The organism is Streptomyces sp. NPDC043867, assembly GCF_056435845.1.
This window is the reverse complement of the sequence record NZ_JBWKDS010000024.1, coordinates 1-15,749: the sequence shown is the minus strand read 5'-3', so window position 1 is coordinate 15,749 and position 15,749 is coordinate 1. Positions and strand designations below refer to the sequence as shown.

14 protein-coding genes, 1 rRNA gene and 1 riboswitch are annotated in these 15,749 nt (G+C 69.9%); of the genes, 3 read left to right on the top strand and 12 right to left on the bottom strand.

What is annotated here, in order from left to right; all coding sequences use genetic code 11:
* Nucleotides 1-381 precede the first annotated feature (381 nt).
* Both AC069T_RS23310 and AC069T_RS23305 read left to right on the top strand, forming a co-directional pair.
* The gene (locus AC069T_RS23310; protein WP_478784562.1) at nt 382-966 is read left to right on the top strand and encodes a hypothetical protein; all 585 of its coding nucleotides are present in this window, start codon (nt 382-384) and stop codon (nt 964-966) included.
* Between the two features lie 404 nt (nt 967-1,370).
* Nucleotides 1,371-1,577 (top strand): DUF5999 family protein, encoded by a 207-nt coding sequence (locus tag AC069T_RS23305; protein ID WP_358852776.1) that lies wholly within the window; start codon nt 1,371-1,373, stop codon nt 1,575-1,577.
* Between the two features lie 98 nt (nt 1,578-1,675).
* Here the strand turns inward: AC069T_RS23305 and gcvP are convergent, their stop codons facing one another.
* A complete protein-coding gene (gcvP, locus tag AC069T_RS23300) occupies nt 1,676-4,561 on the bottom strand; it encodes an aminomethyl-transferring glycine dehydrogenase (RefSeq protein WP_478784561.1) in 2,886 nt (961 codons plus the stop codon).
* A 180-nt stretch (nt 4,562-4,741) separates the two neighbouring features.
* Nucleotides 4,742-4,836: riboswitch (glycine riboswitch) on the bottom strand.
* 116 nt (nt 4,837-4,952) lie between these two features.
* Here gcvP and AC069T_RS23295 point away from each other — a divergent pair.
* Entirely contained in the window at nt 4,953-5,321 is a 369-nt protein-coding gene (locus AC069T_RS23295) for a PRC-barrel domain-containing protein (RefSeq protein WP_478784560.1), read from the top strand.
* Here AC069T_RS23295 and AC069T_RS23290 read toward each other — a convergent pair.
* From AC069T_RS23290 to rrf, 11 genes are all read right to left on the bottom strand, one after another.
* Nucleotides 5,246-6,751, bottom strand: a complete 1,506-nt coding sequence (locus tag AC069T_RS23290) for a DNA polymerase IV (protein WP_478784559.1) — start codon at nt 6,749-6,751, stop codon at nt 5,246-5,248. The two genes, AC069T_RS23295 and AC069T_RS23290, sit on opposite strands and share 76 nt — an antisense overlap.
* Nucleotides 6,752-6,850: 99 nt before the next feature.
* A complete protein-coding gene (locus tag AC069T_RS23285; protein WP_478784558.1) occupies nt 6,851-7,483 on the bottom strand; it encodes a MerR family transcriptional regulator in 633 nt (210 codons plus the stop codon).
* Nucleotides 7,484-7,701: 218 nt separating this feature from the next.
* A complete protein-coding gene (locus AC069T_RS23280) occupies nt 7,702-8,175 on the bottom strand; it encodes a bifunctional nuclease family protein (protein WP_006123076.1) in 474 nt (157 codons plus the stop codon).
* An 84-nt stretch (nt 8,176-8,259) separates the two neighbouring features.
* The gene (gene ftsR / locus AC069T_RS23275) at nt 8,260-9,009 is read right to left on the bottom strand and encodes a transcriptional regulator FtsR (protein WP_478784557.1); all 750 of its coding nucleotides are present in this window, start codon (nt 9,007-9,009) and stop codon (nt 8,260-8,262) included.
* A gap of 38 nt (nt 9,010-9,047) precedes the next feature.
* The gene (locus AC069T_RS23270) at nt 9,048-10,022 is read right to left on the bottom strand and encodes an FHA domain-containing protein (RefSeq protein WP_478784556.1); all 975 of its coding nucleotides are present in this window, start codon (nt 10,020-10,022) and stop codon (nt 9,048-9,050) included.
* Between the two features lie 61 nt (nt 10,023-10,083).
* A complete protein-coding gene (locus AC069T_RS23265) occupies nt 10,084-10,959 on the bottom strand; it encodes a DUF881 domain-containing protein (protein WP_478784555.1) in 876 nt (291 codons plus the stop codon).
* A 5-nt stretch (nt 10,960-10,964) separates the two neighbouring features.
* Entirely contained in the window at nt 10,965-11,297 is a 333-nt protein-coding gene (locus tag AC069T_RS23260) for a small basic family protein (protein WP_003988855.1), read from the bottom strand.
* A complete protein-coding gene (locus AC069T_RS23255) occupies nt 11,294-12,130 on the bottom strand; it encodes a DUF881 domain-containing protein (protein WP_478784554.1) in 837 nt (278 codons plus the stop codon). The genes AC069T_RS23260 and AC069T_RS23255 overlap by 4 nt, the downstream gene beginning before the upstream one ends.
* A gap of 159 nt (nt 12,131-12,289) precedes the next feature.
* Complete coding sequence (locus AC069T_RS23250; protein WP_358852767.1) at nt 12,290-14,785, bottom strand: mannose-1-phosphate guanyltransferase; 2,496 nt, start codon at nt 14,783-14,785, stop codon at nt 12,290-12,292.
* A gap of 110 nt (nt 14,786-14,895) precedes the next feature.
* Nucleotides 14,896-15,504, bottom strand: a complete 609-nt coding sequence (gene clsA / locus AC069T_RS23245; RefSeq protein WP_478784553.1) for a cardiolipin synthase ClsA — start codon at nt 15,502-15,504, stop codon at nt 14,896-14,898.
* A 150-nt stretch (nt 15,505-15,654) separates the two neighbouring features.
* Nucleotides 15,655-15,749 (bottom strand): 5S ribosomal RNA (rrf, locus tag AC069T_RS23240); the annotation flags it as partial.

The following is a 15,749-nucleotide window of genomic DNA, read 5'->3' as shown; positions in this document are numbered from 1 at the left end:
GCCCGCTAGGCTGGGGCCGAGTACCCCGGGGCACATTCACCAGGCATGGTGCCGCGCGCAGTTTCACGCCGGTTCGCGCTCGTGATAAACGCCGACGAGAACCGGCCGACCACTTGGACGCGGTATTTCGAGGTCAGCTCCGCGCGGCCCGCGCGAAACAGGGATCAAACTCGCCTTTCGCCGACCGAATAGGCGCTTGTTCTTCATCCCCGGAACAGCTAGCTGAAACATTGTGTGAACACGTGTCGTATAAACTCCGCAAACGAGGCAGAGAGTAGGCGCACGCTGTCATCGCATCCGCCCCTCTGACCCCGAGAGCTGACAGTGTCGTCCGCCCCCGCCCTCGCGCCACCGTGCCTGTCGAATGAGAGGCGACCCACCATGCCGCTGCATGTCCCCCCGGCTCCCGCGCCCGCCCTGCGCTCTGTCCTCACGGCACTCGGTTCCCCCACCGCTGTCCGCGAGGCGCGCACCCCGTCCCTGCGCAACGTCCAGGGACCGGTGTCTCCCGAACTCCCCTTGCCCGTATACGTCCTTGACCGGATCGCGCCCGCCGGCGCCACCGCCACCCGCCTCACCGGCTGGCGCTTTCTGATCCGCTGCGGCGAGCGCGCGGTGGCCGCCGCCGAGACGATGCTGACCCCCGACGGGTGGACCTTCTCCCACTTCTTCGAGGGCCCGTACGTCACCTCCACCGAGCGCGCCCTGCGCCAGGCGGAGAACATGCAGCAGACCTTCCAGCCGCGGCTCCTGTCCGTGCCCGAGCTCTACATGCTCACGCTGTGGCTGCACGGCGACTGCGCCGCGGACAGCAGCACGGGGCACCCGCTCGCCACCGACCTGCTGGTGCCGCTGGCCCCCGCTCCGCCCGGCATCGCGGCGCACCGTCCGCACCGCGTCGCCGAACTCCTGCCCGTCCTCACCCACCGGGTGACACCCGCACCCCTGCTCGGTTCGCCCGCCTAGGGAAGCCCGGGCCCAGCTCGGCGGCAGCTCGCCGTCACGCCCCGTGCCCCGCAGCCGTCGACCCGGCTGCGGGGCACTCCGCTGCCCTGCGGGACACTCCGCTCTTCCGTGCTCCCCCGCGCTCGTACGAGTCACCCGGCCCCGATTCCCCGTCCGGACTAGCCCCATCCGGCCATCCCGAACCACCCGAAGGGACAGTGCAGTTGGAGTGAACCGTCCGCACGGGTGATGCGTCATGAACCTGTGAGAAGTGCTGCTGCCAAATCCCTGCGGATCGGCGCCCGTGGGGCAACACTGGTACCAGACCGACTTGTCGACGGGGGGCGGCCATGGACAGCGTTCCGAGCCGCAGGACAGATACGACAGCCAGCTCACACGTCACGACCCAGCGAAAGATCCCATCCATGTGCCAGCACCAGCCACCGTGTCCGACAGCCGACTCCGCCGACCGGGAAGCCGCCCTCCATGTGGCGCATCACCCGGAACAGGGATGGAGCCTGCTGTGCAACGGCGTCGTGCTCTTCGAGGACACCGGTGAGCTCCTGCCCGACGGTCAGATCATCGCCCCGCACCGCCCCCTGGGCACCGGACAGGTGATGACGGCCGCCTGAGCCGCACCAGCGGCCGGCTGCGACAGCCGCCGCGCACGAGGAGGGGCCGGCCCGGAGACGCACTCTCCGAACCGGCCCCGACGTACGCCCGGCGGTGGCTACTCGTCGTAGGCGTCCAGCGGCGGGCAGGAACAGACCAGGTTGCGGTCGCCGTACGCCTGGTCGATCCGGCGCACCGGCGGCCAGTACTTGTCCGCCGCCGAGACACCGCCCGGGAAGACCGCCTCGGCACGGCTGTAGGCGTGCTCCCAGTCGCCGCCCAGCGCCGCCGCTGTGTGCGGCGCGCCGCGCAGCGGGTTGTCCTCGGCGGGCCACTCGCCCGAACCGACCTTCTCGATCTCGGCGCGGATGGCGATCATCGCCTCGCAGAACCGGTCGAGCTCCACCAGGTCCTCGGACTCGGTCGGCTCGATCATCAGCGTCCCCGCCACCGGGAACGACATCGTCGGCGCGTGGAAGCCGTAGTCGATCAGCCGCTTGGCGATGTCGTCGACGCTCACACCGGTCGCCTTGGTCAGCGGCCGCAGGTCGATGATGCACTCGTGCGCGACGAGTCCGCCCGGTCCGGTGTACAGCACCGGGTAGTGCGGCTCGAGACGCTTGGCGATGTAGTTCGCGGACAGCACCGCGACCTGCGTGGCCCGCTTGAGGCCCTCGCCGCCCATGAGCCGGACGTACGCCCAGGAGATCGGCAGGATCCCGGCGGAACCCCAGGGCGCGGCCGAGACCGGGCCGACACCGGTCTTCGGGCCGGCCGCGGGCTGCATGGGGTGGTTCGGCAGGTACGGCGCGAGGTGCGCGCGTACGCCGACCGGTCCGACGCCGGGACCGCCGCCGCCGTGCGGGATGCAGAACGTCTTGTGCAGGTTCAGGTGCGAGACGTCGCCGCCGAAGTGCCCCGGCTTGGCCAGGCCGACCAGCGCGTTCAGGTTGGCGCCGTCGACGTACACCTGCCCGCCCGCCTCGTGCACCTGGGCGCAGATGTCGGTGACGTGCTCCTCGAAGACGCCGTGCGTGGAGGGGTACGTGATCATCAGTACGGACAGTTCGTCGCGGTACTGCTCGATCTTGGCCCGCAGGTCCTCGACGTCGATCTCGCCGTCCCCGGCGGTCTTGACGACGACGACCTTCATGCCGGCCATCACGGCGCTGGCGGCGTTGGTGCCGTGCGCGGAGGACGGGATGAGGCAGACGGTCCGCTGCGCGTCGCCGTTGGCACGGTGGTACCCGCGTACGGCGAGCAGACCCGCGAGCTCGCCCTGCGAACCGGCGTTGGGCTGCAGCGACACGTTGTCGTACCCGGTGACCTCGGCGAGCCGCTCCTCCAGCTCACGGATGAGCGTCAGATAGCCCTGCGCCTGCTCGGCGGGCGCGAAGGGGTGCAGCTGCCCGAACTCCGGCCAGGTGACCGGCTCCATCTCGGTGGTCGCGTTGAGCTTCATCGTGCAGGAGCCCAGCGGGATCATGCCGCGGTCGAGCGCGTAGTCCCGGTCGGAGAGCCTGCGCAGGTAGCGCAGCATCGCGGTCTCGGAGCGGTACAGGTGGAAGACCGGGTGCGCGAGGTAGTCGTCGGTGCGCAGCAGCGCCTCGGGCAGCGTGTCGGCGGCCGACGCGTCCAGCGCCTCGATGTCGGCCTCGACGCCGAACGCGGTCCAGACGGCGCCCAGCTGCTTGCGCCCGGTGGTCTCGTCGCAGGCCATCGACACGTGGTCGGCGTCGACGAGGTGCAGGTTGACCCCGCCCTCGCGGGCGGCGGCCACGATCGCGGCGGCCCGGCCCGGCACCCGCGCGGTCAGCGTGTCGAAGTAGGAGCCGTGGACGACCTCCACTCCGCCGGCCTCCAGGCCCGCGGCGAGGATCGTGGCGTAGCGGTGCGTACGCCGGGCGATCGTCCTGAGTCCCTCGGGGCCGTGGTAGACCGCGTACATGCCCGCCATCACGGCGAGCAGCACCTGGGCGGTACAGATGTTGCTGGTGGCCTTCTCGCGGCGGATGTGCTGCTCACGGGTCTGCAGGGCGAGGCGGTACGCCTTGTGCCCGTCCGCGTCGACGGACACGCCGACGAGCCGGCCCGGCAGGCTGCGGGCGAACTTCTCGCGCACCGCCATGTAACCGGCGTGCGGCCCGCCGAAGCCCATCGGGACGCCGAAGCGCTGGGTGGTACCGACCGCGATGTCGGCACCGAGGTCGCCGGGCGCCGTGAGCAGGGTCAGGGCGAGCAGGTCGGCGGCGACGGTGACCACCGCGCCGAGCTCGTGCGCCTGGTCGATCAGGGGCTTGATGTCGCGTACGGCACCGGAGGCACCCGGGTACTGGACCAGTACGCCGTTGATCTCCCGGCCGGCGACGTCGGCCGGGATGCCCGCGCTCAGGTCGGCGACCACGACCTCGGCGCCCGTCGGCTCGGCGCGGGTCTCGATGACGGCGATGGTCTGCGGGAGGGCGTCCGCGTCGACGAGGAAGAGGCCCTTCTTGTTCTTGCCCATGCGCCGGGACAGCGCCATCGCCTCGGCGGCGGCGGTGCCCTCGTCGAGCAGCGAGGCGCCGGACGTCGGCAGGCCGGTCAGCTCGGCGACCACGGTCTGGAAGTTCAGCAGCGCCTCCAGGCGGCCCTGCGAGATCTCCGGCTGGTAGGGGGTGTAGGCGGTGTACCAGGCCGGGTTCTCCATGACGTTGCGCAGGATCACCGGCGGCGTGAAGGTGCCGTAGTAGCCGAGGCCGATCATCGAGTCGAGTACCTCGTTGCGGTCCGCGAGGGAGCGCAGCTCGGTCAGGACCTCGGCCTCGGTGCGGGCTCCGGGCAGCTCGAGCGCATCGGCGTTCTTGATGACGTCCGGCACCGCGGCGGCCGTCAGCTCGTCGAGCGAGCCGTATCCGACCTGCGCGAGCATCTTGGCCTGGGCCTCGTGGTCGGGCCCGATGTGGCGCTGCTCGAAGGGAATGCCCTGTTCGAGCTCGGAGAGCGGAATGCGATGGGCGGTCATTGCGGAGGCCTCCTGGTCTGACGCGACCTTCGGGGGGTACCACGACGCGGGTACCCCGACGGCCTCCCCCTCTGTCATCTCAACCTGAGAGCTTCACCGGCCCGCCCTTGGCTGACGAACCGGTTTTCACCGTCGGTGAGGACGGGAGCCGACGACACCCGCCCTGCTTTCCAGAGTGACCTCGTCCGTGCGGTACGTGTGCCTGAGAGATTCCGGGGAGGATTTGCTCCTTCGGCGCCTCCGGTCTCGCCGGAGGACTCTCCCGCACGGGGTCAGCAGCCGTTTGCCAGCCTACCAGCGAGGACAGCGCACGGGCTTTCGAGTGGCCACCTTCCTGAATGTGCTCTTTCGTAGTGCTTACGGATGAGTTTTGCGCCCACGAGGAGGGCCCGTGCAGACCGACATCGATCCGCGCAACCTGATCGGCCGCAAGGCGTTCGACCGCAAGGGCACCAAGATCGGCACGGTCGACGAGGTGTACCTCGACGACGCCACCGGGATGCCCGAGTGGGCGGCCATACGCACGGGTCTGTTCAGCCGGGACGCCTTCGTGCCGCTGGAGCCCAGCGAGGTCGTGGAGGGCACGCTCCGGGTCCCCTTCGACCGGGCCCTCATCAAGGACGCGCCCGACTTCGGTGTCGGCCGCCACCTCTCTCCGGAACAGGAACTCCAGCTGTACCACCACTACGGGCTCGACCTGGCGTCCCCTCCCCCGACGGACCGCGACTTCGGCACGCTCGCCGGTTCGGACGAGGCCTGACCGGCCCGCCCCCCGGACACCTCCTCCGCATCCGTCCCGCCCGGCGCCGGCCAAGCGGCCTCCGCCGGGACCGCGGTCTCCGGGGCCCCCGCTACCAGGGGCAGCGGGTCCGCCGGCTCCAGCGCGGGATCCTCGGTCCGGAACGTCCGCACCCGCCCCGGTTCCGAATACGGCGTCTCGAACCGCACGGTCACCCGCCCGAGTCCACTGCCCTGGACCCAGCCGTGCCCGTACTCGGCGTGCCGTACGTCGTGCCCGGCGGGCCAGCGCCGCTCGGCCGGCCGGGCCGGCTCCCCGACCGCTTCCCGCGCCCCCTCGTCCTCGGCCTGCTCCTGCGCCAGGAGCTCCCCGGCGGCGGCCTGCGCCTGGGCGAACAGGTCCTCCTGCGTGTAGTCGGCAAGCCCGGTGACCCCGACGCCCAGCAGCCGCACCCCGCCGGTCGTGTCCACCGCGTCGAGCAGCCGGGCGGCGGCCTCGCGCACCACGGAGGGGTCGTCCGTGGGCCCGCGCAGCGTCTCGGACCGGGTCAGCGTGGAGAAGTCGTACCGCCGCACCTTGAGCACCACGGTCCGCCCCGAGCGCCCGGCGCCTCGCAGCCGCCGCACACACCGGTCGGCGAGCCGCCGCACCTCCGCGGCGACCCGCACGCGGTCATGGATGTCCACCTCGTAGGTGTCCTCGACCGACACCGACTTCGCCTCCCGCTCGGCCACCACGGGCCGCTCGTCGTGCGCCAGCGCCATCGCGTACAGCGCGTGCCCGTGCGCCCTGCCCACCAGCCGCACCAGCTCGTCCTCGCCCGCCTCGGCGATCTCCTCGACCGTGGTGATCCCGGCCCGCCGCAGATGGTCCCCGGTCGCGGGCCCCACGCCGGGCAGCGTCCGCACCGGCAGGGGCCCGAGCAGCGCCCGCTCGGAACCCGGCTCGATCACCACGAGGCCGTCGGGCTTGGCCTGTTCCGAGGCGATCTTGGCAAGCATCTTGGAGGCGGCGAGCCCCACCGATCCGGTCAGCCCCGTGACGGCCCTGATGTCCGCGCGCAGCTTCCCGGCCACCAGCCGCGCCGAGGTCTCGTCCCAGGCCGTCCCCCCGGCCTCCAGATCGACGAACGCCTCGTCCAGGCTCAGCGGCTCCACGAGCGGCGACAGCGCCCGCAGCAGACCCATCACCTGCTCGCTGACCTGCCGGTAGAGCTCGAAGCGCGGCACGAGATAGGCGGCGTGGGGTGCCAGCCTGCGCGCCTGCGCCATGGGCATCGCCGAGTGCACCCCGAACACCCGCGCCTCGTACGAGGCGGTGGCCACCACGCCACGCACGCCCAGCCCGCCCACGACCACGGCCTTTCCGCGCAGGCTCGGCTTGGCCGCCTGCTCGGCCGAGGCGTAGAAGGCATCCATGTCGAGATGCAGGATCGTGGGCGTGGTTCTCACCTGTCCGATGCTGCCCTACGCCACTGACAATGCCCCGTCGGGCAGGGGCACCGCCGAAGGCGCCGTCCGTCGCCGGAGCACGGGCGGGACCGGGTGCCGTCAGACCGCTCGGTTGCGCCGCCGGGCCAGTTCGTCCGCGGGGTTCTGTCCGACGAGGGTCTCGCCGGTGTCCACCCGCTCGCCGTGCAACTGCGACAGCGCAGCCTCCACGTCCCGCCAGACGACCCCCACGGCGATCCCGAAGACGCCCTGGCCTCCCTGGAGCAGCGCGTGCACCTCGTCCGGCGAGGTGCACTCGTAGACCGTCGCGCCGTCGCTCATCAGCGTCATCCGCTCCAGATCCCGGAACCCGCGCTCACGCAGGTGCTGGACCGTGGTGCGGATGTTCTGCAGGGAAACGCCCGTGTCGAGGAACCGCTTGACGATCTTCAGGACCACGACGTCCCGGAAGCTGTAGAGACGCTGCGTCCCCGAGCCGTGGGCCGGTCGCACACTCGGCTCGACCAGGCCGGTGCGCGCCCAGTAGTCCAGCTGCCGGTAGGTGATACCCGCCGCCGCACACGCCGTGGGACCGCGGTACCCGATCTCCGCGGAAACCGTCTCTTCGTCCGGCACCGGTGTCGGCCGCTGTGGAGCGGGGCCGGCTGCGTTGCCGTGAAGCGGGTACGGGCCGCTCTCCCCCAGACTGCGTCCGGGGGCACCCCCAGCCGTACCGTCGCCGCTGCTTCTCACGCCGACCTCCGTCCTTGAACTGCCCTTCCCGACGGTAGGCAGTCGCCCGGGGCGCGTCAACGATCGCCACACTCGGCACGCCGGGTGATAATCACCCTAGGAGTGGTTTACCGTGCCCCACCGCGGGGAAAGGCTAGCCGAATGCGCTCCCCACGGGCCGTAGGACGCGTCACCGGCCTTCGGCAATTGCCGGTCGTGGCTCTCCCCGTTCGGGGGCATCACTGGCTGTTGGTCCCGAAGTCCTCGGGAGAGATCTGGTCGAGGAACTCGCGGAACTTCTCCACTTCGTCCTCCTGCTCGTCCGGGATCGCGATACCCGCGTCGTCGAGCACCCCGTCGCTGCCGTAGATCGGCGTCCCGGTGCGCAGCGCGAGCGCTATGGCGTCGGACGGCCGCGCGCTCACCTCGACCCCGCTGGCGAACACCAGCTCGGCGTAGAAGACGCCCTCACGCAGATCCGTGATGCGCACTTCGGTGAGCTCCTGGCCGACGGCCTCCAGCACGTCCTTGAACAGGTCGTGGGTCAGCGGTCGCGCGGGGGCCATGCCCTGCTGCGCGAAGGCGATGGCCGTCGCCTCCCCCGGCCCGATCCAGATGGGGAGGTAGCGGTCGCCTCCCACTTCGCGCAGGAGCACGATCGGTTGGTTGGAGGGCATTTCGACCCGGACACCTACGACATCGAGCTCGTTCACACAGTAACCCTAGGCCGTGCCCGGGACGTTTGGGTAGTCGGGCACAGAACGGGTGGACGATCCGCCACGGGCGAACGCCCCCGCTCAGGGAAGTCGAACACCCAGCGCGGTCTGCACCAGAGCGGCATGGAGCTTCGCCGTGAGCCCTGCCAGCTCCTTGGTACGGGCCTCGGCATGAGCCCTGGTCTGCGGGTTGCGGTGGCGCCGCAGCGGGGACACCACCTGGTCGACGAGACCGGCCTCACGGTCGGCGGCGGCCTTCATCGCCCGCAGGTGCCGCGGCTCGATCCCGAAGCGCCCCAGTTCGACCACGAGCGCGGCGACCGTGACCGTCTCGGCGTCGTAGCCGCCGTCCGGCAGTGGAGTGACGAGCCCGTACGACTCCCACTCCGCCAGCTCCGGCTCACCGATCCCGGCGGCGGCCAGCAGCTCGTCGCGGCCGATGCGCGCCGCCGTGGGCGGCTCCGGCTCGACGAGGAGCTCTCCGAGCCGTTCACCGTCGCCCACGTCGCGCTGACGCCCCAGGGCGGGCAGGCGTACGTCCTCGCCGCGCTCCAGGGCGTCCAGGTGCTCCCGGATGACCTTCAGCGGCAGATAGTGGTCGCGCTGCATCCTCAGGACGTGACCGAGGCGCTCGACGTCGTGCGGGCTGAACTTGCGATACCCCGACGGGGTCCGCTGCGGCTCGATGAGCCCCTCCGTCTCCAGGAACCTGATCTTGGAGACGGTCACTTCGGGGAACTCGTCGCGCAGCACGTTCAGCACAGCGCCGATGCTCATCATGTCCGCGGCGGCGGTACCGCTGCCGGCACCGCCGCTCGGTGTGTGAAGCATGGACCTTCCCTGGGTCCCCCCGGACGGAGTTCGGGCGGTCAGATACTCCGCTGGCTCGCGTAGAAGACCAGCCGGTACTTGCCGATCTGCACCTCGTCACCGTTCGACAGGGCGACCTGGTCGATCCGCTCCCGGTTGACGTACGTGCCGTTGAGGCTGCCGACGTCGGCCACCGTGAACGAGCCGTCCGCGGCGCGACGGAACTCCACGTGGCGACGCGACACCGTCACGTCGTCCAGGAAGATGTCGCTCTGCGGATGACGCCCCGCCGTCGTCAGCTCACCGTCCAGCAGGAAGCGGCTGCCCGAGTTCGGGCCGCGGCGCACCACGAGGAGCGCCGAGCCGAGCGGCAGTGCGTCGACGGCCGCCTGCGCCTCCGGGGAGAGCGCGGGCGACTGCGTCTGGCCCGTCACCTCGGAGTCGTAGGCCTCGAGGCCGGAGATGGAGATCGTCGAGGTCGTCTCGGACGGACGCTCCGCGGGAGAACCGCCCCGCAGGGGCGCACCGCAGTTGGAGCAGAAGCGGCTGTTCTCCGCGTTGCGGTTGCCGCACCTCGTGCAAACCAGGGCCGACATGGACGGGTCCTCCTGCCGCGGCTGCCCCCCAGGGGCGTGTGACGCGTACGGGCCGGAGGCGTACCCCCCACCCGTACCCGAGGTCGACGGATCCCCGAAACCTATGCGGCCGGACGCGGCAGGGTCAACAGACGGCGCGCCCTGGCCACCGGACATGTCACCACCCGGACCAGCGACCTGATCCCGGAACAGCGGGCGGTCAGCGCTCTGCGCCTCCCCGTCCGCGGGGCGCGGGGCGCGGTGGCGGGCAGTCGCGTTGTCGCTGCCCTCTCGTGCGCTCTTGCCGAACAACTTCGCAAACAACTTCACGGGCGATTCCCCTTGACCGAAACAGACCCGCCCGTGGGGCAGGACGAACCCTGATTGAACACACCGGTCGACCCGGACATCCTCACAACGTCCGTATCCACCTGACAGTTTCCACCACGCACCACCCAATCGGTGCGCCGACCCCCCGCAACCTCATGCCCTGGCCCGACAGCCCCCATGCGCCGGGGACTCACGGGGAGGACGACCGAGCGTAGTCAGGCCGCTCCACCGCTCGCAAGGCGTCCACAACGATCTTCGTCGAGCGTTCCACCGTGACGGTGGCCTGCTCCTTCTCCAGCGTCTGCACCACACCTCCGGGGATGTTGAGCGCCGGCTCCAGGTCCTGCGGCTTGCCGATGACCTTGAAACGATAGGGCTGGTTGATCTTGTTCCCGTCGACGCTCACCCCGCCGCCGGAATCCGTCAGATAGGTGTCGGCGACCACCCGCACGCCGTTGACCTGGATCGCCTCCGCCCCGGCCGCACGCAGCTCCTGGATCGCGTCGAGCAGCATGTCCGCCTGGACCGTCCCCTTCGGGTCGTCGACGGTCACCGTGATGCCGGGTCCCTGCGCCGCCACCGTGCCCGCGAGAATGCCGAGTTGCTTCTCCTTCTCGACCGTCTGCTTACGGGCCTCCTCGGCCTGGTTCGAACTGTTCCGCAACTCGGTGCGCTGGTCCTCCAGCCCCTGCTTCTCGTCCTCAAGACGCTGAGTACGGTCGTCGAGTTCATCGAGGATGCGTACGAGGTCTTCCTGACGGGCACCCCGCAGGGCGCTGCCGCTGTCGCTGTTGGACGCCACCTGCACGGCCAAACCGAACCCGAGGCCGAACAGCAGCAGCGCCACGATGAGTTGGGCGCGGGTCACCCGGGGCGGCCACAGCCCCTTGGCCAGCCTCTGACGGCCGGTCAGCGAGGGGCCTTCCTTCGTCCGCTCCTCCTGGACCGTCTCCGGTCCCGGCGGCGCCGGCGCCGCCGGGACCTCCTCGGGCAGTTCCCTGCGCAGGCGGTGCTCCGAACTCTCGGGCGGGCCGGAATCCTTGGGTGTCTTGTCCTCGTCGCTCATCGGCCTCACGCCCGGAAGACGTGCCGGCGGATTGCCGCGGCGTTGGAGAAGATCCGGATGCCCAGGACGACCACCACGCCCGTGGAGAGCTGGGCGCCGACGCCCAACTTGTCGCCCAGGAAGACGATCAGCGCGGCCACCACCACGTTCGACAGGAACGAGACCACGAAGACCTTGTCGTCGAAGATGCCGTCGAGCATCGCGCGCAGGCCACCGAACACGGCGTCGAGTGCCGCCACGACGGCGATCGGAAGGTAAGGCTCGACGACGGCCGGGACCTCGGGCCGGACCAACAGTCCAGCCACGACTCCCACGACGAGGCCCAGTACGGCGATCACGATGTGCCCTTCTCTGTGCTCGGCTCTGCTGTTCGTACGATCACACTCGGTGCCGCGGGCAGCCGGAGGTCATCCTCTACGGAGATGCCGGTCCGGATGTCGAAGTTCTCCTGCAACGCGTGCAAATACAGCCCGTCCGCGCTGTTCTGGAACTTCGTGCTCAGCCGGCTGCCGTCCCCCACGGCGAGCACCGTGTACGGCGGCACGAGCGGCTTGTTGTCGACCAGTATCGCGTCACCCGCGGCGCGGATCGCCGACAGCGCCGTCAGCCGTTGCCCGTTGATGGAGACGGCCTCGGCGCCCGACTGCCACAGTCCGTTGACGACGCGCTGCATGTCCCGGTCCCGGACGCGTCCCGTGTCGGAGAAGTCGGACGTCTCGCGCGGATCGCCGTTGCCGCCCGAGGAGGCGTCCTTGGCATCGTTCACGACCAGCTTCACGCCGGGTCCGTGCACCGCGGTGGCGCCCGACAGGATGCCCATCAGGTCGGCCTGGTCGCCGCCCCCGTCCTTCTTCAGCGCCTCGCGCTGCCGGGCGCTCACATCGTCACGGAGGGTGTCGACGGCGTCTTCCAGCTTGTCCGCGGTCGCCGTTTCGCTCTCGATGCGGTCGATGAGTTCCTGGCGCTCCTTGGCGACCACGGGGGCGGCCACGCGGGCCTGCGCCGCACCGACCGTGACGACCAGTCCCGCCAGCACCAGACCGGCCGCGAGACCCAGCTTCGCCCGCAGCGTCTTCGGCATGCCGCCGGCGCCGTCGGACTTCTTCCGCGCGGCCGCCTCGGCGTAGCCGTCGTCGAGGCTGTGATCCATGACGTTGGTGAGCAGCGACATGGAGGCATCCGGACGCGCGGGTCGCGCGGGGGTGCTCCGAACGGGGGGCTGCTGCGGCATGCCGCACATCGTCGCACGTCGCGACGGCTACCTCCGAATGGCCCCACCGGCGTGCCGGACAGGCCCCCTTGGAGGCACTTGTCCGGCACGCCCCTCGGCTCAGCGCCCGGCGCTGTCCACGATCGCCGCCCACTCGTCGAGCAGGGCCTGGGCCGACGCGTCGTCGGGGCCCTCGGCCCACAGATGCGTCACCGCCTCCGCGGGATCGGGAAGCACCATCACCCAGCGGCCGTCCGCCTCCACGACCCGCACACCGTCGGTCGTGTCGACAGAGCGATCGCCTGCCGCCTCTACGACCCGCCGCATGACGAGCCCCTTGACGGCCCACGGAGTGGCGAGGTCACGCTTGAGCACGTGCGCCTTCGGGATCCGGGCGTCGATCTGGCTGAGCGTGAGCTGCGTACGCGCCACCAGCCCGAGGAGCCGGACGAAGGCGGCGGTGCCGTCGAAGACACTGCTGAACTCCGGGATGATGAAGCCGCCGCGGCCGTCACCGCCGAAGATCGTCGTCTCGTCGCGGCCGACCCGGGTCAGGTCGTCGGGTGACGTCGTCGTCCACTCGACCTGCGTCCCGTGGTACGCCGCCACCTGTTCGGCGATCCGCGTGGTGGTCACCGGCAGCGCCACCCGCCCGCTGCGCCGCTCCGCGGCCACCAGGTCGAGGAGGACGAGCAGGGCCCGGTCGTCCTCGACGATCCGCCCCTTCTCGTCGACGAGCGAGAGACGCTCGCCGACCGGGTCGAAGCGCACGCCGAACGCGGCTCGCGCGGACGCCACGATCTCGCCGAGCCGCACCAGCCCGGAGCGGCGCGTCTCCGCCGTCTCCGTCGGCCTCGACTCGTCGAGACCAGGGTTGATGGTCAGCGCGTCGACGCCCAGCTTGCCGAGCAGGCTGGGCAGCACGAGCCCGGCACTGCCGTTCGAGGCGTCCACGACGACCTTCAGCCCGGCCTCGGCGATACCGGTGGTGTCGACGTTCCGCAGCAGGGAGCCCGTGTACGAGTCGTAGACACTGGCCGGGAAGTGCAGATCGCCGATCTCGCCCGGGAACGCACGCCGGTACTCCTGCCGTGCGAACACCCGGTCCAGCTTCCGCTGGCTCGCCTGGGAGAGGTCGGCGCCGTCACCGTCGAGGAACATGATGTCGACCGAGTCCGGTACACCGGGCGTGGTCCTGATCATGATCCCGCCGGCGCTGCCCCTGGCGGTCTGCTGCCGGGCCACCGGCAGCGGTACGTTCTCCAGGTCGCGTACGTCGATGGCGCTGGCCTGCAGCGCTGAGATGACCGCGCGCTTCAGCGCACGCGCACCACGGGAGTGGTCACGGGCCGTGGTGACGGTGGCGCCCTTCTTGAGAGTCGTCGCGTAGGCCCCCGCAAGGCGCACGGCGAGCTCCGGGGTGATCTCCACGTTGAGGATGCCGGAGACACCGCGGGCGCCGAACAGATGCGCCTGCCCGCGCGACTCCCAGATCACCGAGGTGTTGACGAAGGCGCCGGCCTCGATCGTCTTGAAGGGGTAGACGCGTACGTTCCCCTGGATGATCGATTCTTCACCGACGAGGCACTCGTCACCGATGACTGCGCCGTCCTCGATCCGCGCGGCGCGCATGATGTCGGTGTTCTTCCCGACCACGCAGCCGCGCAGGTTGCTGTGCTGCCCGATGTACACGTTGTCGTGGACGACGGCCTTGTGCAGGAAGGCGCCGCTCTTGACGACGACGTTGGAGCCGACGACGGTGTGCTCGCGGATCTCCGCGTCCGCTTCCACCTTGGCGTAGTCGCCGATGTAGAGCGGGCCCCTGAGCACGGCGTCGGGATGCACCTCGGCACCCTCGGCCACCCACACGCCCGGGGAGATCTCGAAGCCGTCGATCTCGACGTCGACCTTGCGCTCCAGGACGTCGGCCTGCGCCTTCACATAGCTCTCGTGGGTGCCGACGTCCTCCCAGTAGCCCTCGGCGATGTAGCCGTAGATGGGCTTGCCTTCCTTCATCAGCTGAGGGAAGACGTCACCGGACCAGTCGACGGAGACGTCGGCCTCGACGTAGTCGAAGACCTCGGGCTCCATGACGTAGATACCCGTGTTCACCGTGTCGGAGAAGACCTGGCCCCAGGTCGGCTTCTCGAGGAAGCGCTCGACCTTGCCCTCCTCGTCCACGATGGTGATGCCGAACTCCAGCGGGTTCGGCACCCGGGTCAGGCAGACGGTGACCAGCCCGCCCTTCTCCTTGTGGAAGTTGATGAGGTCGGTGAGGTCGAAGTCGGTCAGCGCATCGCCGGAGATGACGAGGAAGGTGTCGTCCTTCAGCGCTTCCTCGGCGTTCTTGACGCTCCCGGCGGTACCGAGTGGCTTCTCCTCGTTGGCATAGGTGAGCTCCATCCCGAGCTCTTCGCCGTCCCCGAAGTAGTTCTTGACCAGCGAGGCCAGGAACTGGACGGTAACAACGGTCTCACTGAGCCCATGCCTTTTGAGCAGCCGCAGCACGTGCTCCATGATCGGGCGGTTCGCCACGGGCAGGAGCGGCTTGGGCATGCTTGAGGTCATAGGGCGAAGGCGTGTGCCTTCGCCTCCGGCCATCACGACGGCCTTCATGTCGGAAGCGTCCTCCTTGAAGAGACGGTCATGCCGACTTCACCCGTCCAAATTGTCCCGCACATTCCGTCGGCGGGCCAACGAGCACTTCAGCCGCGCAATGGGCGAGCTCAATCGGCCATGGTGTCCGCCGTGACAAGACGGCGGACCTGAACCACGTAGAGGACTCCTGCCCACCAGTAGAGGGTTGTACCCCATCCGGTGAACGCCCATCCGAAAATAGCTCCGAGTGACGCGATCCAGCCGTCTGCGTCACTGAGCAGCAGCAACGGGAAGGCGTACATCAGGTTGAAGGTCGCCGCCTTCCCGAGAAAGTTGACCTGCGGCGGCGGATAGCCGTGGCGCCTGAGGATGCCCACCATGACCAGCAGGACCAGCTCGCGCGCCAGCAGTACGGCCGTCACCCACAGGGGAAGAATTTCCCGCCAGGTGAGGCCGACCAGGGTGGACAGGATGTAGAGCCGGTCGGCCGCGGGGTCGAGCAGCCGGCCGAGGCTGCTGATCTGGTTCCAGCGCCTGGCGAGCTTTCCGTCCAGGTAGTCGCTGACACCGCTGAACATGAGCACCAGGAGGGCCCATACGTCGCTCTTCGGTCCCCCGAACTCGGGCCAGAGGATCAGCCACAGGAAGACGGGCACGCCAACGAGACGCGCCATGCTGAGGATGTTCGGGATGGTGAGGACCCGGTCTGTCTGGACGCGGGTCTCCTGGACCTCCACCCGGGGGCCTCCTGTGGGAACGAGCCGACGATGCTCCCTGACCTTACCCGCAGCTCTCATGCCGCGAAGCGGAGGGGTGCGGGCGCCGCTGGGAAACAAAAAAGCTCCGGCTCTTGGGCGAAATGCCCAAGAGCCGGAGCTCTAAAAGAAGTTCGGCGGCGTCCTACTCTCCCACAGGGTCCCCCCTGCAGTACCATCGGCGCTGTAAGGCTTAGCTTCCGGGTTCGGAATGTAACCGGGCGTTT